Annotated in this window: 18 protein-coding genes; 11 read left to right on the forward strand and 7 right to left on the reverse strand. The window is 67.4% G+C overall.

Going from position 1 to position 19,354, the window contains the following annotated elements:
- Positions 1–32 precede the first annotated feature (32 nt).
- Genes ACTQ49_RS06430 through ACTQ49_RS06455 form a run of 6 tightly spaced genes read left to right on the forward strand, consistent with a single transcriptional unit; the run spans position 33 to position 7,433 of the window.
- Complete coding sequence (locus ACTQ49_RS06430; protein ID WP_441827019.1) at positions 33–947, forward strand: carbohydrate ABC transporter permease; 915 nt, start codon at positions 33–35, stop codon at positions 945–947.
- A gap of 13 nt (positions 948–960) precedes the next feature.
- Positions 961–1,908 carry a carbohydrate ABC transporter permease gene (locus ACTQ49_RS06435; protein ID WP_441827020.1) on the forward strand — a complete coding sequence of 316 codons (948 nt, stop codon included), beginning with the start codon at positions 961–963 and terminating at the stop codon, positions 1,906–1,908.
- A gap of 10 nt (positions 1,909–1,918) precedes the next feature.
- Positions 1,919–3,298 carry an ABC transporter substrate-binding protein gene (locus ACTQ49_RS06440; RefSeq protein WP_441827021.1) on the forward strand — a complete coding sequence of 460 codons (1,380 nt, stop codon included), beginning with the start codon at positions 1,919–1,921 and terminating at the stop codon, positions 3,296–3,298.
- A 10-nt stretch (positions 3,299–3,308) separates the two neighbouring features.
- On the forward strand, positions 3,309–4,400 hold the full coding sequence (locus tag ACTQ49_RS06445; RefSeq protein WP_441827022.1) for an ROK family transcriptional regulator: 1,092 nt from the start codon (positions 3,309–3,311) through the stop codon (positions 4,398–4,400).
- A gap of 41 nt (positions 4,401–4,441) precedes the next feature.
- Positions 4,442–5,329: a sugar-binding domain-containing protein gene (locus ACTQ49_RS06450; protein WP_441827023.1), complete on the forward strand. Its 888-nt coding sequence runs from the start codon at positions 4,442–4,444 to the stop codon at positions 5,327–5,329.
- Positions 5,244–7,433, forward strand: coding sequence for a glycoside hydrolase family 2 TIM barrel-domain containing protein (locus tag ACTQ49_RS06455; protein WP_441827024.1), 2,190 nt, complete (start codon positions 5,244–5,246; stop codon positions 7,431–7,433). Before ACTQ49_RS06450 ends, ACTQ49_RS06455 begins: the two co-directional genes overlap by 86 nt.
- A 184-nt stretch (positions 7,434–7,617) precedes the next feature.
- Here the strand turns inward: ACTQ49_RS06455 and ACTQ49_RS06460 are convergent, their stop codons facing one another.
- Positions 7,618–7,848: a sulfurtransferase TusA family protein gene (locus ACTQ49_RS06460; protein ID WP_420176668.1), complete on the reverse strand. Its 231-nt coding sequence runs from the start codon at positions 7,846–7,848 to the stop codon at positions 7,618–7,620.
- A gap of 114 nt (positions 7,849–7,962) precedes the next feature.
- Complete coding sequence (locus tag ACTQ49_RS06465) at positions 7,963–9,024, reverse strand: YeeE/YedE family protein (RefSeq protein ID WP_441827025.1); 1,062 nt, start codon at positions 9,022–9,024, stop codon at positions 7,963–7,965.
- Between the two features lie 564 nt (positions 9,025–9,588).
- On the opposite strand from ACTQ49_RS06465, the gene ACTQ49_RS06470 reads away from it, so the two are divergent.
- Entirely contained in the window at positions 9,589–10,596 is a 1,008-nt protein-coding gene (locus ACTQ49_RS06470) for a LacI family DNA-binding transcriptional regulator (RefSeq protein ID WP_420176666.1), read from the forward strand.
- A 73-nt stretch (positions 10,597–10,669) separates the two neighbouring features.
- Here the strand turns inward: ACTQ49_RS06470 and ACTQ49_RS06475 are convergent, their stop codons facing one another.
- On the reverse strand, positions 10,670–12,775 hold the full coding sequence (locus tag ACTQ49_RS06475) for a sucrose-specific PTS transporter subunit IIBC (RefSeq protein WP_441827026.1): 2,106 nt from the start codon (positions 12,773–12,775) through the stop codon (positions 10,670–10,672).
- Positions 12,776–12,925: 150 nt separating this feature from the next.
- Between ACTQ49_RS06475 and ACTQ49_RS06480 the strand changes: the two genes are divergently transcribed.
- Positions 12,926–14,383, forward strand: coding sequence for a glycoside hydrolase family 32 protein (locus ACTQ49_RS06480; protein WP_441827027.1), 1,458 nt, complete (start codon positions 12,926–12,928; stop codon positions 14,381–14,383).
- 35 nt (positions 14,384–14,418) lie between these two features.
- Here ACTQ49_RS06480 and ACTQ49_RS06485 read toward each other — a convergent pair whose 3' ends face one another.
- Complete coding sequence (locus tag ACTQ49_RS06485; protein WP_441827095.1) at positions 14,419–15,051, reverse strand: peptidyl-tRNA hydrolase; 633 nt, start codon at positions 15,049–15,051, stop codon at positions 14,419–14,421.
- 167 nt (positions 15,052–15,218) lie between these two features.
- On the opposite strand from ACTQ49_RS06485, the gene ACTQ49_RS06490 reads away from it, so the two are divergent.
- From ACTQ49_RS06490 to ACTQ49_RS06500, 3 genes are all read left to right on the forward strand, one after another.
- Entirely contained in the window at positions 15,219–15,455 is a 237-nt protein-coding gene (locus ACTQ49_RS06490) for a hypothetical protein (protein ID WP_441827028.1), read from the forward strand.
- A gap of 274 nt (positions 15,456–15,729) precedes the next feature.
- On the forward strand, positions 15,730–17,796 hold the full coding sequence (locus tag ACTQ49_RS06495; protein WP_441827029.1) for a bifunctional metallophosphatase/5'-nucleotidase: 2,067 nt from the start codon (positions 15,730–15,732) through the stop codon (positions 17,794–17,796).
- A 185-nt stretch (positions 17,797–17,981) separates the two neighbouring features.
- Entirely contained in the window at positions 17,982–18,230 is a 249-nt protein-coding gene (locus ACTQ49_RS06500) for a hypothetical protein (protein ID WP_441827030.1), read from the forward strand.
- Positions 18,231–18,247: 17 nt separating this feature from the next.
- On the opposite strand, the gene ACTQ49_RS06505 is transcribed toward ACTQ49_RS06500, so the two are convergent.
- From ACTQ49_RS06505 to ACTQ49_RS06515, 3 genes are read right to left on the reverse strand one after another with little or no spacing between them, the layout of a single operon-like run.
- Positions 18,248–18,676 (reverse strand): GNAT family N-acetyltransferase, encoded by a 429-nt coding sequence (locus tag ACTQ49_RS06505; RefSeq protein ID WP_420176661.1) that lies wholly within the window; start codon positions 18,674–18,676, stop codon positions 18,248–18,250.
- A gap of 29 nt (positions 18,677–18,705) precedes the next feature.
- On the reverse strand, positions 18,706–19,095 hold the full coding sequence (locus ACTQ49_RS06510) for a type II toxin-antitoxin system VapC family toxin (RefSeq protein ID WP_420176660.1): 390 nt from the start codon (positions 19,093–19,095) through the stop codon (positions 18,706–18,708).
- Positions 19,092–19,352 (reverse strand): type II toxin-antitoxin system VapB family antitoxin, encoded by a 261-nt coding sequence (locus tag ACTQ49_RS06515; protein WP_441827031.1) that lies wholly within the window; start codon positions 19,350–19,352, stop codon positions 19,092–19,094. The genes ACTQ49_RS06510 and ACTQ49_RS06515 overlap by 4 nt, the downstream gene beginning before the upstream one ends.
- Positions 19,353–19,354 lie beyond the last annotated feature (2 nt).

The following is a 19,354-nucleotide window of genomic DNA, read 5'->3' on the forward strand; positions in this document are numbered from 1 at the left end:
CGACGGCCCCGTGTTGACGAAGGAGTCGACGGATGGAAACGGCACAGCCCGTCCCCCAGCCCACGAAGAAAGGGTCCCCGCACCGGGACGACACGCCCCTGGCACTGGCCTTCATCACGCCAGCGCTGATCGGTTTCGCGGTCTTCCTGCTGTGGCCCACCCTGCGAGGCATCTACCTCAGCTTCACCAAGTTCAATCTGCTCACCCCGCCCGAGTTCGTCGGACTCGACAACTACGAGCGCATGATCCAGGATCCGATCTTCTGGAATGCCGCCAGCGTCACCTTGCAGTACGTGGTCATCAACATCGGAGTGCAGACCATCGTCGCCCTGCTCATCGCAGTGCTGATGGATCGGCTCACCAAGTCCACCTTCGTGCGTGGCATCGTGCTCACGCCCTACCTGGTCTCCAATGTCGTCGCCGCCATGGTCTTCCTGTGGATCCTCGACGGCCAGCTGGGCATCTTCAACGAATTCCTGAGCTGGGTGGGGGCCGATCGCATCCCCTTCCTCACCGACGAGAAGTGGGTGATCCCCACCATCGCCCTGATCAACGTGTGGCGCCACATGGGCTACACGGCCCTGCTGATCTTCGCCGGACTGCAGACCATCCCGCCGAGCAACTACGAGGCCGCCCGCGTGGACGGGGCCACCGAACCCCAGATGTTCTGGCGCATCACCCTGCCGCTGCTGCGCCCGATCCTGGCCCTGGTGCTGATCATGACCGTGATCGGTTCCTTCCAGGTCTTCGACACCGTCGCGGTCACCACCAATGGCGGCCCGGTGAACTCGTCGCGAGTCCTGCAGCTCTACATCTACGACATGGCCTTCGGCCGCTTCCAGTTCGGCTATGCCTCGGCGCTGTCAGTCGCGCTGTTGGTGATCCTGCTGGTCATCACCGTCATCCAGTACCGGCTCACCCGCGCCGGCGAGACCGACCTGAACTGAGAGGAGTCGCGTCATGTCCACAGTCACTGCACCCGTCGACGACACGATGCCCGCCGACCTCGAGCACCTGGCCGAGGCCAAGCCTCGTCGCCTCAGCGCCGGGCGCGCCCTGGCCTGGCTGGCGATGGGCGTCATCATCCTGGTCTCGCTCTTCCCCTTCTACTGGATCCTGCGCACCGCCCTGAGCACCAACCCGTCGCTGATCGCCAACCCGACGCAGCTCACCCCGCCGGACGCGAGCCTCGACGGCTTCCGTCGCGTCTTCGGCACCCAGACCGGGGAGGCCGCGATCGCGGCCGGTGGCTCCGGGCAGGACATCAGGTTCTGGAGCTACCTCAGGAACTCGGTGATCGTCGCGACGCTCGTCACCGTCTGCCAGGTGATGTTCTCCGCCATGGCCGCCTACGCCTTCAGCCGTCTGCAGTGGAAGGGCCGCAACTTCTTCTACGGCCTCTTCCTGGCGGGGCTCATGGTGCCGACCATCTTCACCTTCCTGCCCAACTTCGTGCTCATCAAGCAGCTGGGGCTGATCGACACCCTGCTGGGCATCGCCCTGCCCGGGCTGTTCATGACGCCCTTCGCGGTCTTCTTCCTGCGTCAGTTCTTCATGAACATCCCCACCGAGCTGGAGGAGGCGGCCCTGCTGGATGGTTCCAGCAAGATCCGCAACTTCTTCACGCTCATCCTGCCCATGAGCGCGGCCCCGATCGCGACGCTGTCCATCCTGACCTACATCGCCGCCTGGAATGACTACTTCTGGCCGTTGATGGTCAGCTACACCGATCGTTCGCGCGTGCTCACCGTCGGTCTGGGCATCTTCCGTTCCCAGACTCCCCAGACCGGCCCCGACTGGGCCGGGTTGATGGCCGCCACCCTGGTGGCCGCCCTCCCGATGCTGCTGCTGTTCACGGTCTTCGCCAAGCGCATCGTCAACTCCATCGGCTTCAGCGGAATCAAGTGAGGTTGCCACGATGACCAAGCCACTCTCCACCCGAATCGCCACGGCCGTGCTCGCGGCCGCCACTGCAATGGGCCTTTCCCTGTCGGCGTGCAGCAAACCGCAGGACGACCAGGGCAGCAGTTCGTCGAATGTGATCGACTACTGGCTCTGGGACTCCGCCCAGCAACCCGGTTACCAGAAATGCGCCGACGCCTTCCAGAAGCAGAATCCCGAGCTGAAGGTGAAGATCACCCAGCTGGGCTGGGACGACTACTGGAGCAAGCTGACCGCCGGCTTCATCGCCGACCAGGCACCCGATGTGTTCACCAACCACCTGGGCAAGTACGCACAGTTCGTCGATCTGGGGGTGCTGCTGCCACTCGACGAGCTCGAACCCACCAAGGGCATCGAGTCGAAGGACTACCAGGCCGGTCTGGGCGATCTGTGGATCGGCCAGGACGGCAAGCGCTACGGCGCCCCCAAGGACTGGGACACCATCGCGTACTTCTACGACCGCAACCTGACCCGCAAGGCGGGAATCACCGACGAACAGCTGGCCAGCATGACCTGGAATCCCGAGGACGGGGGCAGTTTCGAGAAGGTGATCGCCCACCTCACCGTCGACGAGAAGGGACGGCGTGGCGACGAACCCGGTTTCGACAAGAACCGGGTGAAGATCTTCGGCCTGGCCAGCGACGGCTCCGGCGGCGGCAACTTCGGCCAGACCCAGTGGGCCCCCTATGCCGGCACCCATGACTGGGAGCCCACCGACAAGAACCCCTGGGGAACCCACTTCCGCTTCGACGACCCGACCTACCAGAAGACCGTCGCGTGGTATTACGGCCTGGCCGAGAAGGGCTACATGCCCAAGTACTCGACCTTCGGGAAGAACTCCGGTAGCCAGGCCCAGTTCGCCGCCGGGCGCGCAGCCCTGGCGATGAATGGGTCGTGGATGATCTCCAGCTTCAAGAGCCTGGAGAACGTGGACCTGGCCCTGGCACCGACCCCCGTCGGCCCCAATGGCAAGCGATCCACCCCGCTCAATGGACTGGCCGACTCGGTCACCCGCTTCAGCGACAACCCGGAAGGTGCCGCCAAGTGGGTTGCCTACATGGCCGGCGAGGAGTGCCAGAACATGATCGGCGAGGCGGGGGTGGTCTTCCCCGCTCGCGCGAGCGGCACGAAGAAGTCGATCGAGGTGCGTCGCAAGGCAGGGCTGGACGTGACACCGTTCACCCAGCACATCGCCGACGGCACCACGCAGCTGCAGCCCGTGGTGCAGAATGCCGCCGACCTCACCGCACTGACCGTGCCGGAATTCGATGCGCAGTACATCGGGTCTCGCAAGGCCTCCGACCTGACCGACCTGAACGACCAGCTGAACAAGTTGTTCGAGATCACGGCGAAGTAGGGTCTGCCGGGTGAACGACTTCGCAGGGCTCGACTCCACCACGCAGCGCGTGGCCCTGGCGGTGCTGCGCCACGGCCCCGTGTCGAGGGCTGAGCTGCGTCAGTTGCTGGGGCTCTCCGCCCCCAGCCTGACGCGGCTCACCAAGCCCTTGGTCTCGCGTGGACTGCTGGTGGAGTGCGAGCCGGTCGCCCAGCAGGTCAGTGGCCGCCCGTCGGTCCCGCTGGAGGTGAATGCGGCCAGCACGCACGTCATCGGCGCCAAGTTCGTCGCGGACGCCCTCTATGCCGTGGTCACCGACCTGAAGGGATCGGTGGTGGACAGCGCGGTCGTGCAACGCCCCTTCCCCACCCCGCAGGAGGCCGCGGATGCCCTCGCCGAACTGGCCCAGGGCTGGCAGCAGGACTGGCACCCGGCGGGTCTGGGCGTCAGCCTGGGCGCGAATGTCGGCAGCGACGGCACCATCAACCGCGTCTCCTTCCTGGGCTGGCCGTCGACCCCCTTCGGCGAGATCCTCGAGCAGACCACCGGGCTGGACACCGTCGTCGCCAATGACGTGCACGCCTTCACCCTTGCCGAGCACTGGTTCGGCTTCGGGCGCGGCGTCACCGACTTCGCAGTTGCCACTCTGGGAGCCGGCGTCGGCGTGGGCCTGGTCTGCGGGGACGAGCTGGTGACCGGGCTCGGCGGTGCCGCAGGGCGTGTGGGCGACGTCACCCTGGACGACGGGCGACGGCTGCGCGACGTGGCCGTCACCGAGACCATCGAACAGCGGGCCTCGCACGCGCTGGGTCGTGACCTCAGCGTCTGCGACCTGCCTGAGTTGGCCCATGAGCCACGCATCCAGGTGATCCTGGACGACGTGGCGCGGGCCATCGGCCAGTTGGTGGGGCAGGTCTGCCTCTTCACGGCCCCCGAACGGGTCCTCATCTCGGGAGAAGGGGCGGTACTTCTGGAGAACCACGAGCGGGCCCTGCACGAAGGCATCGCACGCTACGCACGCCTGCCCCACGATCGCCTCGGAATCGAGTCCTTGGGCTTTGACGAATGGGCCCGCGGATCAGCCGCCATGGCGATCAGGGCCTACATGACACCGCGGGAATGACCTCTGTCATCGGCCCGCCAGAACCACACAGGAGACGTGCCATGAACCTCAACCCCACACGTTTGGCGGACCCCAAGTACTTCGCGGACAAGCGTCTGCCCGCCCATTCGGACCACCGTTGGTTCGCCAGTCATGCCGAGCTGGCCACGGGAACCAGCAGCTTCGAGCACCGGCTGAACGGCACATGGAAGTTCCACCATGCCGCCAACCATTCCCTACTGCCGGTTGACTTCGAACAGCCGCAACTGGATGACCAGGGCTGGAATGACATCACCGTGCCCGCACACATCCAACTGCAGGGCTACGGTCAACCGCAGTACGTGAACCACCAGTACCCCTGGGATGGGCACGAACAGATCGCGCCCGGGCAGATCCCCACCCGTCACAACCCGGTGGCCACCTACCGGCGTCGCTTCACATTGGAGAAGCCGCTGGCCGAGGGTGAGCGGTTGTCGGTGGTCTTCCACGGGGCCGAATCGGCCGTCGCGCTGTGGTGCAATGGCCAGTGGATCGGTTATGCGGCCGACTCCTTCACCCCCTCGGAATTCGACCTGACCGGTGTCGTGGCCGACGGTGAGAACCTGCTCGTGGCCCAGGTCTTCACGTGGACCAGCGGTTCGTGGCTGGAAGACCAGGACTTCTACCGATTCAGCGGGCTCTTCCGTGACGTCGAGCTGCGACGCCGCCCGCGCGCCCACGTGGAGGACCTACGGGTGGGTGTCGAACTGTCCCCAGACCTGATGCATGCCACGGTCCGACTGACGACCTCGCTGAGCGGTGAGGGGGAGGATCAACGCCCAGCTGGATGGCCGCCCGCTCCGGGAGGTCGACGGAGACCTGACCGTGGAGCTGGACGACCCACGCCTGTGGAGCCCCGAGGACCCGTACCTGTACCCGCTGGTGATCGAGGTACTGGACGGAGCCGGTGAGCTGACCGAGGTGATCCGCCAGGAGGTGGGCATCCGACGCTTCGCCCTCGAGGACGGCGTCTTCAAGCTGAACGGCAAGCGCGTGGTCTTCAATGGTGTCAACCGGCACGAGTTCGGCCCCAATGGCCGCGTGGTGAGCCGCGAGGAGACCGAAGCCGACCTGGTGCTGCTCAAGCAGAACAATGTCAATGCCGTACGCACCAGCCACTACCCCAACAACTCGTGGTTCTACGAGCTGTGCGACCGCTATGGCTTGATGGTGATCGACGAGATGAACCTGGAGACCCACGGCCTGTGGGACGAGATCATCCACGGCGACCGCACCGTGGAACGGGCCGTGCCCGGCGACGACCCGACGTGGCTTCCGGTACTGATCGACCGCGCCGACAACATGCTGCAGCGCGACAAGAACCACCCCAGCATCGTGATGTGGTCCTGTGGCAACGAGTCCTTCGGCGGCTCAAACCTGCTGGCGGTCGCCAACCGCTTCCGCGCCCTCGACAGCCGACCCGTGCACTACGAAGGCGTCCACTGGGACCCGCGCTTGCCCCAGACCACTGACGTCACCAGCCAGATGTACACCCCCGCCGCCACCGTCGAGGAGCACCTCAAGGCACACCGCGACAAGCCCTTCATCCTGTGCGAGTACGCGCATGCGATGGGCAACTCCTTCGGTGCTGTGGAGAAGTACGTCGAGTTGGCCCACCGCGACGAGCTCTTCCAGGGCGGCTTCATCTGGGACTTCGCGGACCAGGCGATCGCCCAGACCGCCGACGACGGCACCCGGTGGTGGGCCTATGGCGGTGACTGCGGGGAACGCCCGCACGACGGGGACTTCTGCGGCAACGGCCTGCTCTTCGCCGACCACACCCCCACCCCGAAACTGGCCGAGGCCAAGTACCTCTACCAACCGCTGGCACTGGCCGTGGACCAGACCGGCTTCGAGGTGCACAACCGGCATCTGACCACGCCTTCGTCGGCCTACGACTGCGTGGTCACCCTGGGCCGCGAGGGCATGGAGATCCACCAGGAAACGGTGTCCACCGACGTCGCGGCCGGTGAACGGGGTCGCGTCGAGCTGCCCTTCGCCCTGCCCACCGAGCCGGGCGAGTACAGCGTCGACGTCAGCTTCCGACTCCGCGAGAAGACCAGCTGGGCGCAGGCCGGGCACGAGGTGGCCAGCGAGCAGGGCGTCTTCACGGTGGGTGAGGTGCCCGCGCCGACGCCAGCTCCGGCACCGGAACTCGTCCGCGGCATTCACAACTACGGCGTCAACGGACCGGGCTTCGAACTGCTCTTCTCCCGAATCCACGGCGGGCTGGTCTCCTACCGTCGCGACGGCCGTGAGCTGCTGCAGCAGGTGCCCAAGCCCAACTTCTGGCATGCCCCCACCTCCAACGAGCGCGGCTGGAACATGGGCGCCCTCGACGGGCAGTGGCTGCTGGCAAGCCTGTACGCACACCTTGCCGAAGGCGATCGGGACCCGCAGGTGGAGCAGCTGGAGAACACGGTGCGCGTCAGCTACCGCTACACCCTGCCCACCGCCCCCGTCAGCCACTGCACGGTGGTCTACGAAGTGGACGGCTCCGGACGTGTCGAGGTGACCTGCACCGCGACGCCCGGCGAGGGGTTGGCGGACATGCCGGAGTTCGGGATGCAGCTGGTGCTGCCGGCCCGGTTCGGACGGCTGGCCTGGTACGGGGAGGGCCCGCACGAGTGCTACGTCGACCGACGGGGATCCGCCCGGCTGGGCCGCTGGGAGGCCCAGGTCGCCAACCAATTGACGCCCTACCTGAAGCCGCAGGAGTCCGGAAACCACACCGGTGTGCGCTGGGCCGAGGTCACCGATGACGCAGGCCACGGCCTGCGCATCGAGTGCGTCGGGGACGGGATGGACTTCAGCGCCTTGCCGTGGACTCCGCAGGAGATCGAGGCCGCTGCCCATCCGCACGAGCTGCCACCCGTCACCAAGACGGTGTTGCGGCCCGCGCTGATGCGGCGCGGCGTGGGCGGCGACGACTCGTGGGGCTCGCGGACGCACCCGGAGTTCTGCCTTCCGTCGGGGCAGGAGCTCGTCTTCCGCTTCGCCTTCACCGGGATCTGACCCAGAGATCCCGCACACCGCTCGGGTTCGTGCGATCCGCGTGGGTTGCAACACGAGCGGATCACGAGAACCCGAGCGGCTCTGGTGGACGGGCCCGTCCTGAGCCCGAGTGCCCCTGGCACGCATGCGACGGCGGCCGCCCCCAGCAAATCTGGGAACGGCCGCCGTCGCGTGTGCGGGAAGGTCAGTGGGCCTTCTGCACCGTGATGACCCAGCCGAAGTCGGGGGCCTTCTTGAACTCGGTCACCGGGTAGCCGGACTCGGCGGCCCATTCGGGGATGGACTCGGTGGCCTGGGTGCAGTCGAAGTTGATCACCAGCTCGTCGCCGACGGGCAGCTCGGCGATGGCCTTCTTGGCCTCGATCAGCGGGAAGGGGCAGACCTCTCCGACGGTTTCCAGAACATGCTTGGCCATGTCATTTCTCCTTGTGTTGGTTGCTCAGGTTGTGTTGGTTGCTCAGGTTGTGTTTCTTGCTCAGGGTTCTTGTTGTGCGGATCACGCTTGTTGCGCGGATCAGGGACGGGTGGCTCAGGCCGGCACCGGCACCGAGCTCGGGCGGCTCGTGGTGGACGGGGTGCGCTTGGCGGGCAGGAAGAGCTTGGCCCCGATGCCGACGCCCAGCAGGGTGAAGCCGAAGGCCAGCCAGCCCTGGAAGGTGAACTGCGAGCTCTCCACCATCGAGTTGCCGATGGTGCAGCCGCCGGCCCACGCAGCGCCGACGCCCATGCCCAGTCCGCCGAAGACGGAACGCAGCACGATGGTGGCGTCAGGCACGCGCACCTTGAACTCACCCGAGGCCTTGGCGGCGATGAAGGAGCCCACCAGGATGCCCAGCACCAGCAGCACGCCCCAGTCGATGCGCTCGGCATTGCCGGTCACCAGGAAGCTGGTGAGATTGGCCGACGGGGTGGTGATGCCCAGGCCGGATTCGCGGCCGGAGGCGAAGCTCAGCGGGTAGGCGGCAATGGCGATCAGGCCGATGATGGCGCCGGTGACGAAGGGGTGCCAGCGCTTCTCGAACAGGACGTGGGCCAGGCCGGTCTTCTCGGGCGGCAGGGTGGCCATAGGGGTGGTGGAACGCTGCAGTTCGCGTCGCACCAGGTAGGCGGTGCCCGCCACCAGCAGGCCCACCAGCACCCAGCTGGAGATGCCCAGGGCGTCGTGGATCGTGGTGACGGGGACGGTGACGCTGCGCACCGCCTCGTTGACGGGCTTGAGGGCGCCGTACTTGATCATGGCGGCACCGGCGGCGTAACCGACCAGCGCGATCCAGGAACCGACCAGTCCCTCACCGGCGCGGTACCAGGTGCCGGTGGCGCAACCACCCGCGGCGACGATGGAGACGCCGAAGATCAGGGATCCGACGATGACGGCCAGCCACGGCAGGTTGTCGAAGCTGAGGGTGATGATGCCGGCGCTCTGCAGCGCGGCGACGCCGACTGCCTGCACGGCGATGGTGACGAGGAAGGCGACCATCCAGCGCGTCTTGTGGGCGATCCACACGTCGCGGAAGGCGCCGGTGACGCAGAAGCGGCCACGCTGCAGCACGAAGCCGAAGATGACGCCAAGGAGTAGTCCGGTGATGATCATGATGATCCTTCTGGAGGGGGTGACGAACGCCCCGCACGGTGCTGGGGACGTGGCTCGACGCCTCGATGATCGGGGCGTGGGAGGTAGGTGGTGCCCGGATGAGGGCGGGGCCGTGCCGATTGACTCAGTGCCGATTGGCTCAGGGCCGGAGGAGTCAGGGCCGGAGGAGTCAGGGCAGACCGCGGCGCATCAACCCTCGCGACGCGTCGACGAGGGTGACGAGGACCAGCGGGTCAGTGACAGGCGCAGCGCTCGGGGCAGCGGCACAGCGGATGGCACATGTCCATCGGCATGCCAACAGCGGCGTGCCGGGTGGTCATGGTGTCACGCTGGGTGCCCACGGCGGTTCCTTCCGTCCTCGGTGCGCTTTGGATCACAGGCGCACACGCGCAGCTGCATTGTGCGCCTCAGACCGTACAACGCACCCTGGATGGCGCAAAATTCCCCTTCCCCGGCAGGAAGTCTTGTGGACAAGGAAGTTCCACGCCACACCCGAGCGCGCCGCTGCTGCCTTGACGCACTCATGCCGGTGACTGGGGCAGGATGTTCCGGGAAGGGGGCATCATGAATCCGCAACGAGAACCACGCCTGGCCGAGGTCGCCGAGCGCGCCGGCGTCTCGGTGACCACCGTCTCGCGTGTCCTCAACAACCGTGGCTACCTGAGCCAGAAGACCCGCGACAACGTCGCCCGCGCCATCGAGGAACTGAACTACCGCCCCAACCAGCTGGCACGCTCACTGCTGGGGCACCGCAGCCACACCGTCGGGCTGGTGCTGCCCAGCACCGCACTGCCCTTCTTCGGCGAGGTGGCGGTGAAGGTCGACGAGGCACTGGCCGAGCACGGCTACCAGGTGCTGTTGTGCAACAGCTTCGGGCGCGCAGATCGGGAACGCGAACTGCTCGACCTGCTGGTCTCCAACCGCGTGGACGGGATCATCTCCGGCGCCCACAACGACCCGGTGGAGGCCTACTCGAACCTGCGGCAACCGGTGGTCACCATCGACCGCGAACTGGCCGCCCACATCCCCAACGTGCGAAGCGGCAATGAGCAGGGCGGACGGATGGCGGCCGAGCTGCTGCTGGAGCGCGGCTCGACCCGCCCGGCCTTGGTGACCTCACGCTCCCATTCCCGAAACCTGCGGGAACGGGGTTTTCGCGAGGTGCTGGGCCGCCGCGGCATCGAACCGCTGCTCGTGACCGTCGACTTCCACCTGCCGGAACCCGAACGCACCCAGACCATGGAGGCGCAGCTCAACCAGCTCGGGGAAGGCTTCGATGCGGTCTTCGCCACCGACGACCTGCTGGCCGGCAGCGTGCTGGACTGGGCCCGACGGACCGGGCGCAGCGTGCCCGATGAGCTCAAGGTGATCGGCTTCGACGGCACCATGGCGGTGCACCGCGCCCTGCCCGGCCTGACCACGCTGCGGCAGCCGATCGAGCAGATCTGCCGCACCGCCGTCGACGAGCTACTGCGCCAGATCGAACAGCGGGAACAGGGGAACCTTCCACCCCAGGAGGCCCGCGAAGCCATCGAGTTCCCGGTGGAACTGGTGGAGGGCAGCACCACCTGAACCGCCATGGACGAGAGTCCCGGTCAGAGTTGTGTGGCAACGGTGCAACACAACTCTGACCGGGACGGGCGACTCAGGCGGTGGGCTGCTTCGGAGGCTTCGCGACGGCGGTGACCAGCTGGTCTCCCACGGCCACCTGGCCCGGCTCGACGGTCTCCACCGAGGCCATCTTCTTGGTGTTGCTGATGACCACCGGGGTGGTCAGGTCGTAGCCCGCGGCGGCCACGGCAGCCCAGTCCACCTCGGCCAGCACGTCACCGCGACGCACCTGCTGTCCCTTCACCACGCGGGGCGTGAAGTGCTGGCCCTGCAACTGGACGGTGTCCATGCCGATGTGGATCAGCACCTCGACCCCGCTGGCGGCCCGCAGGGCGTAGGCGTGGGCCGTGGGGAAGGCCACCATCACGGTGCCGTCGACGGGCGAGACGACCGGCCCCTGGCTGGGCACGATGGCCATTCCCTTGCCGAGCATGCCCGAGGCGAAGGTGGCGTCGTCCACCTGGTCCAGGGCGATGGCCATTCCCTTGCCGAGCATGCCCGAGGCGAAGGTGGCGTCGTCCACCTGGTCCAGGGCGATGGCCTGACCGGCGACGGGAGTGGTGACGGTACGGTCCTCGGCGGCCGAGTCGGGCAGCGCGACGGGCGTCGCGAGGGCCGGGGCGGCGGCCGTAGCTGCCGTGGCCCCACCGGAAGCGGCGGGCGCATCCTGGGTGAGGGCGGCCAGCGCGGCCTCCTCCTGGTCCGTGGTGACGTCGGCCTTGGCCAGCGCCAGCGAGGCCTTGCCGCGCGTGGTGGCGTAGGCCAGGTTGGCGGCCAGCGACAGCGCGAAGGTGATGGCCATGGCCGTCAGGTAGAGCACGATGTCGCTGGTGCGGATGGAGACGAAACCGATCAGGCCGGCCGCACCCAGCGCGACGGCGCGCACCTTGAACAGGGCGATCAGCGCACCGCCGATGCCCGCGCAGCCCAGGCCGATGAAGAAGGGCCAGCGCAGCCGCAGGTTGACGCCGAAGATGGCCGGTTCGGTGATGCCGAACAGCGCCGAGGCGGCCGAGGCGCCGGAGATGCCCTTGAGCTTGGCGTCGCGGGCCTTGAGGAAGACGGCCAGGCAGGCTGCGCCCTGGGCGACATTGGCCATGGAGGCGATCGGGAAGATGAAGGAGCCGACGCCGTCGGCGATCAGCGGCAGCTCGACGGCCGGGAAGGACTGGTGCAGGCCGGTGACCACGATCGGCGAGTAGAGCAGGCCGAAGACCATGCCACCGAAGACGCCGGCGTGGGTGTAGAGCCACTGCAGGCCATCGGTGATGCCGTCGGCGCCGATGCGGGTGATGGGGCCGACGATGACGAAGGCGAGGAAGCCGGTGAGCAGCATGGTGATCAGCGGGCTGAGCAGGAAGTCGGCGGTGCCCTTGAAGATCTTGTGGCAGCGCTTCTCGATCACCGAGAGCAGCCAGGTGACCACCAACACGGGGATCACCTGCGCCTGGTAGCCCACCTGGGCCACCTGCAGACCGAAGACATTCCAGTACTCCAGCTCGCCCGCCTGCTGCGTCGCGACGGCATTCCACGCATTGGTGAGCTCCGGGCTGACCATGGCGGCGCCCATGGCCGCACCCAGGTAGACATTGGCCCCGAAGCGCTTGGCCGCGGAGTAGCCCACCAGCACGGGCAGGAAGGAGAAGGCGGCCGAGGAGATCATGTTGATCATCGCGGCGTAGTCGGCCACCGCCGGGAACATGCCGACCACCGACTTCTCACCGAACAGCCCCTCGGCGGTGAGCACATTGTTGATGGCCATCATCAGGCCGCCGGCGATCAGGGCGGGCAGGATGGGGACGAAGATGTCCGCGATCGTCTTGATGAGCCGCACCAATGGGTTGTCCTGCTGGGCGGCCACCTGCTTGGCGTCATCCTTGGAGACCTCGACGACGCCCCCGTCCTTGACCAGGTGCTCGAAGACGACGTCGACGTCACCGGGGCCGATGATGATCTGGTACATGCCGCCGGCGAGGAAGGTGCCCTTCACGTCGGGGTCATTGTCCAGGGCCGCCTGGTCCACCTGCCCCTGGTCCACCAGCACGAGCCTCAGCCGGGTGGCGCAGTGTGCCGCTGCCTGGATGTTGTCCTTGCCACCGACGGCCGCGAGGACTCTGGATGCTACTTCGGAGTGCTCCATGTCATTCCTTCGAAAGTGGTCTCCTGCACCGGCCCGCTCCTTCGCCACACCGGTGTGTCAATCGTTGATCACACTACGCCCGGAGACCCAATGTGACAAACCTTTGACACCTTTGTGTCAAAGGTTGGACAGATGGGCTAGCCTGAAGCCGTGGCTGAAGACCTGATGGAGGCCGCCGCAGCACGCATCGAGGCTTCGCGCGCGGCCCAAGACCCCGACCGTCCCCTGGTGCACCTGGCACCCCCGGTGGGACGCCTCAACGACCCCAACGGCCTGCTACTGCACGAAGGACGCTTCCACGCCTTCTACCAGTTCAGCCCGCTCCACCCCCGCAAACTCGTCTACTGGGGCCATGCCAGCACGAGCGACCTGCTGCACTGGAGCGACCACGGCCCCGCACTGGCCCCCGACCGCTGGTACGACAGCCATGGCGTCTACTCCGGCAGCGCGGTGCACACCGGCGAGGAGATCGCCCTGTTCTACACCGGCAATGTGCGCGACGAACAGGGTGGCCGCAGCGCCCACCAGTGCATGGCCACCACCAGCAACCTGACCGACTTCCGCAAGCACCCCAAGAACCCGGTCGTCGATCCGCTGCCCGACGGGTACACCGCCCATGTGCGCGACCCGCAGGTCTGGCGCACCAGCGAGGGCATCTACCGGATGTTGCTGGGAGCGCAGCGCAGCGACGAGACCGGCTGCGCCCTGTTGCTCAGCTCGCCCGACCTGCTCACCTGGCGCTTCGACGGTGAGCTGGGCTTCCCCGACGCCGACGGCCGCTTCGACCAGTTCGGCTACATGTGGGAGTGCCCCAACCTGGTGCGGGTGCCCGACGAGACCACCGGCGAGCTGCACGACGTGTTCATCTTCTGCCCGCAGGGCATCGCCGCCCCCGGCGAGGGATTCCAGAACGTCTTCGCCTGTGGCTACCTGGTGGGCCGGCTGGAGGGCAACCAGCTGCGCCAGACCGGCGACTTCCACGAACTCGACCGTGGCTTCGAGTTCTACGCGCCGCAGGTGGTGGCCCGCGACGAGCCGGGCCCGGCCACGCTGCTGGCCTGGGTGGGCAATGCCGGCGAGGACCAGCAGCCGTCGCTGGAGCATGAGTGGGTGCACCTGCTGTCCTGCGCCCGAGACCTGGTGCTGCGCGATGGCCGACTGGTGCAACGGCCACGCCTGCCCTTCGAGGCAGGGGCCGATCTCGAGCCGCAGGTCGTCGGTGGGGATCCGCACCCGCTGGCACCGCTGGAGGGTTCGCGCAGCTTCCTGCTGGACCTCGAACTGGACACCAGCGCCGCCACTGGCTGGAGCCTGGTGATCGGCTCGCCCTCCAGCCAGGTGCGCCTGGACTTCCACGGCTCCCAGCTGACCGTCGACCGCTCCGCCACGCGCTATCCGCACGGTGACCGTCGCGTGGTGAGCCTGCCCAGCACCCCCCGACCACGGCTGCGGCTGGCCCACGACCGCTCGGTCACCGAGCTCTTCCTGGACGACGGAGCGCTCTCCTTCACGATGCGCAGCTACCTCGACCCGGAGGCCGGCGGCGTCACCCTGCAGGCCGACGGGCAGCTGCAGTTGCTGGGCGGCCGCGCGAATCGGCTGGACTGAGGCCCACTCACCCCCAGTCACTCACCCGCGGCCACTCACCACCAGGCACGGGTGGTCGGGGTGGGGCCGTCCAGCTCCGTGAAACCGGCGTCGACCACCTCCACCCGGCCCGCGTCCGCGGCCCAGCGCGCCGGCTCGACCACCTCGACGCGCAGCCTGAAGTCGTCGCGCTGCCAGCGCTCACGCGTGTCCTGGTCCATCGCCTCCCAGGCCAGCTGGGCGGCGTGGGCGCACTGCGCCGCAGCCTTGCCCGTGGTCATGGTGATGTGGGGACTGACCCCGACGGTGACCAAGGCGCCCTCAGTGCGACTCGGCCGCGTGTCCGGCAGCTCGGTACCCTCCACCTGCAGCTTCTTCAGCACCGGGCCCAGTGGTCTGACGGGTGCCGGCACGAAGGCCCGGGCGCCCGCGACTCCCTCGTCGTCGCCACCTCCCTGTTCGATGGTGACGCCGGGAACCGTTTGCACCTCGACCCAGCGCGCCTCGCCGCGGGCACGGCGCACCAGTTTGCGGATCCGCCCGTCGCGCCAGAAGTCCACCGCTTCGCGCCACTCCCCATCCCTTGCCTCGGGCGAGGCGAGCAGGGCGACGCACGCGCGAGCCACGGCCTCACAGGTGTCAACGTGGGTAGCGGGGTTCTGCTTGTCGTAGCGCACAGCGAACTGCATGGCCCACGGGATCTCGTGGTCGCTGTGACCGTCGATCGGAGAGATGGCAGTGGGGTCCGACGCGTCGTCCATGACCCCCAAGCCTAGGCCCGCAGGCCAGATGGAGCCGCGTCGTGTCCGTGTCGCGCTGGGCCCACGCCCACTATCCCGGCACCCACAGTGAAAGCATGACGCTGCGCACCCTGGCCCACAATGAAGGCATGACGCTGCGCATCCTGGCCATGACGGCAACTGCTGGCTACCTGATCGCGCGATCCGCCCGCCCCGCGCACGCACCGGACAGACCGTCGAGCGAGTCGAACTGCCCGATCACGGACCCGCAGCAGTCGGTTCGCGGCACGGAGCCCGCCGAGACTCGTCGCCCCTCCCCAGCCGCCACACATGTGGCAGCCACGACGCCCTGAACCACGAGCCGGATGGCAGCCAGCCGTCCTCGCGCGAGGATCCTGTGGCCACAAGGATCCCCACCGAAATACCCTCCGACTTGGCCTTTTATGTCAATCACCATAAGCATCACGGTCGGATGAACAATTGTGGAACGGGTGGGCACAAGGCTTGCGCCAGACGGCCCGAACTCAGCAGGCTGACCCTTGCAGCGCCCCCACGGACCAGGTCCGCACCCCAGCGCATCCCGTCACCGACCGGTGACACCCCACATTGGTTCCACAAGGAGATCACATGATCAAGACCGGTCTGGCACGAGCTGCCGCCACGGGCGTCGCCGCTCTCGCCCTGATCGCCGGAGGCACCGCCCCGGCCGACGCCGGCAAGCCCGCCCCCAAGCCCAAGCCCGGCAAGATGGTGGCCTGCGGTCAGGACACCACCACCCTGAACCTGCTGGCCTTCAACGACTTCCACGGGCGCCTCGCCACCAAGAGCCCCGACACCGTCGCCTTCTTCGGCACCCTCGAGGCTGCCCGTCAGGCTGCCGGCGAGCAGAACACCGTCGTGGTCTCCAGCGGAGACAATGTGGGCGCCTCGCTCTTCCCGTCGGCCGTGCAGGACGACAACCCGACGATCGACATCATCAACGCGATGGACATCGACGCCGCCGCCGTGGGCAACCACGAGCTGGACCGCGGCTGGGCGGACTTCGAGGGCCGCATCCAGGACCGCGCCGAGTTCCCCTACCTGGCTGCCAACCTGTACAAGCCAGGCACCACTGACTCCGCCGTGCAGCCCTACGAGATCGTCGAGCGCAATGGCCTCAAGGTGGCCATCGTCGGCGCCGTCACCGCCGACCTCAAGAGCCTGGTGGGCACCGAGGTCTTCAAGAATGTGGACCTGGGTGATCCCGTCGAGGCCGTCAACCGCTACGCCACGGAGCTGACCGACGGCGACGAGGCCAACGGCGAGGCCGACGTCATCGTCGCCAGCTACCACGAGGGCGCGGCCGTCAGCGATCCGGCCACCCTGGACGAGGCCCTCGGCAACGAGGCCTTCGCCAACATCGTCAACGGCACCTCGCCGAAGGTCGCCACCATCCTCACCGCCCACACCCACCAGACCTACGCCTGGGATGCCCCGGTGCCCGGCACCGACCGCACCCGCCCGGTGATCGAGTCGGGCAGCTACGGCGCAGCCGTCGGCCAGGTCCAGCTCACCCTGGACAACACGCAGCCCTTCCGCCCCGGCAACAACAAGGGCAAGGGCAAGGGCGCCATCAAGGATCCCGGCGCCGAGTTCCGCGGAACCGTCTGCGAGGCCACCGCCGAGAACCTGCCCATCAAGGCCAGCACCGAGGTGCCCTCGCTCGTCGCTCAGTACCCGCGCGTCGCCGAGGTGCAGAAGCTCACGGCCGAGGCCCTGGAGCAGGCCACGATCATCGGCAGCCGCGTGATCGCCAGCTCCACCGGCGAGATCACCCGTGGCCTCAAGGCCGACGGCAGCCCCGACAACCGCGCCGTCGAGAGCACCATGAGCAACATGGTGGCCCAGATGTTCTACGACACCCTGAGCAATGGCGACGAGAACTTCATCGGCGTCCAGAACCCCGGCGGCACCCGCGCTGACCTCCCGGCCGGTGACCTCAGCTACGCCGCCGCCGCGGCCATCCTGCCCTTCGCCAACACGCTGATGACCACGCAGATCACCGGCGCCCAGGTGAAGACCATGCTCGAGCAGCAGTGGCAGACCAATGCCGACGGCACCATCCCCAGCCGCGCCTACCTGCAGCTGGGCCTGAGCAAGAATGTCACCTACACCTTCGACGAGTCCCGCCCGATGGGCGACCGGATCACGTCGATCTCGGTCAACGGCCAGGCCATCGACCCGAATGCCCTCTACACCGTGGGCTCGGGCAACTTCCTGATCACCGGTGGCGACAACTTCCGGGTGCTCGCCGAGGGGCAGAACACCCGCGACACCGGCGCCAGCGACCTGGCGGCCTGGGTTGACTGGCTGACCGCCCAGCAGACCGTCAGCCCGAGCTTCGCGCGCGGTGCGGTCAGCGTGAAGGAGACCCCGTCCACCCTGACCGCCGGCCAGGCCACCACCTTCACCGTCGGCGCCCCGCAGGGTGCACTGCAGACCGACACCCTGGACATGAAGTCGACCGGTGCCGTGGCCAACACCACGCTGGTGGCCAGCATCGGTGACGTGCAGGTGGGCAGCGCGACGGTGAGCGACGGCAAGGCCACCCTCACGGTGACCGTGCCCGACAGCGTCGCCAAGGGTGCTGCCGTCCTGACCCTGAAGGCAGCCCCGTCCGGCACCGTGGTGAGCATCCCGGTCACCATCGCCTGATCAGCAACACCGCCTGGGCATCGGTTCGGCCCCGGAAACCGGGTGTTTTCCGGGGCCGAACCGCGTTTGGGTCCCTCGCCTCGCAGACCGCGGAGCAGCAGCGGACCGGGTGGGGGCCTCGAAAGTGCTGGGGATGGCCGCTCGCAACCTACCGCCTGCGAAGTACGGCGTAGTACACCTCGCGCATGGGTGAAGAGCTCAACTGGGACAACGGGACGGCGCGCCTGCGCGCCGAGTCCGAGCAGACACAAGACCTTGACTACCCGAGTGACGCAAAGGTGGCTCGCCCCAACCGGGCCAAGGTCTACTCGGTGCGCCTCAGCGCCGAAGAGCAGGCCCGGATCGAAGCAGTCGCCCAAGCGCGCCACCTGCCCACATCCACGCTGGTGCCTTCCTGGATCCTCGACCGGCTGGACGAAGAGAAGATCAGCTGACTCGCCTCACCCGGAGGTCAAGGATTGAAGCGGACGAATGCGCGACCGGGCGTGGCCGCTCCCAGCTGGGTGAATCCGATGGCCTCATAGAAGGCCTTCTGGCCGGGTTCCTCATCAGTGATCAGCACATGCTGACGAACACCCTCGTAGGGGGCGAAGGCCATGTGGACCAGTGCTTGACCGAGTCCTTGCCTGCGCGCATCTGGGTGGACCAGGACGTCTTGCAGGTAGCAGATCGTGGCGCCGTCACCAATGATGCGGGCCAAACCCACGAGCTGACCATCCCGGTGTGCGAGGACAACCCTGAGAGATTTCCGAAGACCCTCGAACAGTGAGTCGAGATGATCCGTGTAGGCGGTCCAGCCGACACTGTTGTAGAGGTCGATGATGCCTGTCTCGTCAAGAGGGGTGCTGTTCGACCAGGTGGAGATCTTCACGTCAGGCATGTCCACAAGCTACCAGCGGTACTACGAGATCAGACCCCGCGAATGTCCGTGTGACAGAAGTCCTGACCCTTGTACAACAGGGGCTCACCACAGGCCTTGGCGGCCGCATAGGTGATGCAGTCCCCGAAGTTGAGCCGGGCCGGGTGCCCCGAACCCCGCCCGAAGTCCCGGAAGGCATCGCGCGCCAGCTTCGCCTGGGCCGCATCGAAGGGCAGGACCTCCACGTCGAGCTGCTGCATCAGGCTGTCCAGGGCTCTGGACAGGACGGGATTGGCGGCACCGTCAATGACCATCCCCAGCTCCAGCAGGGTGGGGGCGGCAATGCACACCCTGGCCGCCGAGGCCATCAACTCGACGAACTGGGCCCGCTCCGGCTCCCCACTCAGCACGGCCACGACGGCCGACGTGTCGAGAATCATGCGGGGAGACCTGACTCGTCGTACATCTCATCCATGGTGCGCTGCATCCTCAGGCGCTGGGCATCATCCACTGACCCGTCGACCAGATCCAGCGTCCGCCACACCAGATCCAGCCGGGTGCTGCGCGGGACCGCATTGCGGTGCGCGATCAGCTCCCGCAGGGCTGTCTCGATGGCGCCGGTCTGGGAGTCGCCCGTCAGCCGTGAGGCTTCGCGAACAAGCTCGAGCACCTGCTCATTCTTGATGTTGATGGCCATGC

The sequence above is a fragment of the Luteococcus sp. Sow4_B9 genome (assembly GCF_052116585.1).
GTDB lineage: Bacteria > Actinomycetota > Actinomycetes > Propionibacteriales > Propionibacteriaceae > Luteococcus.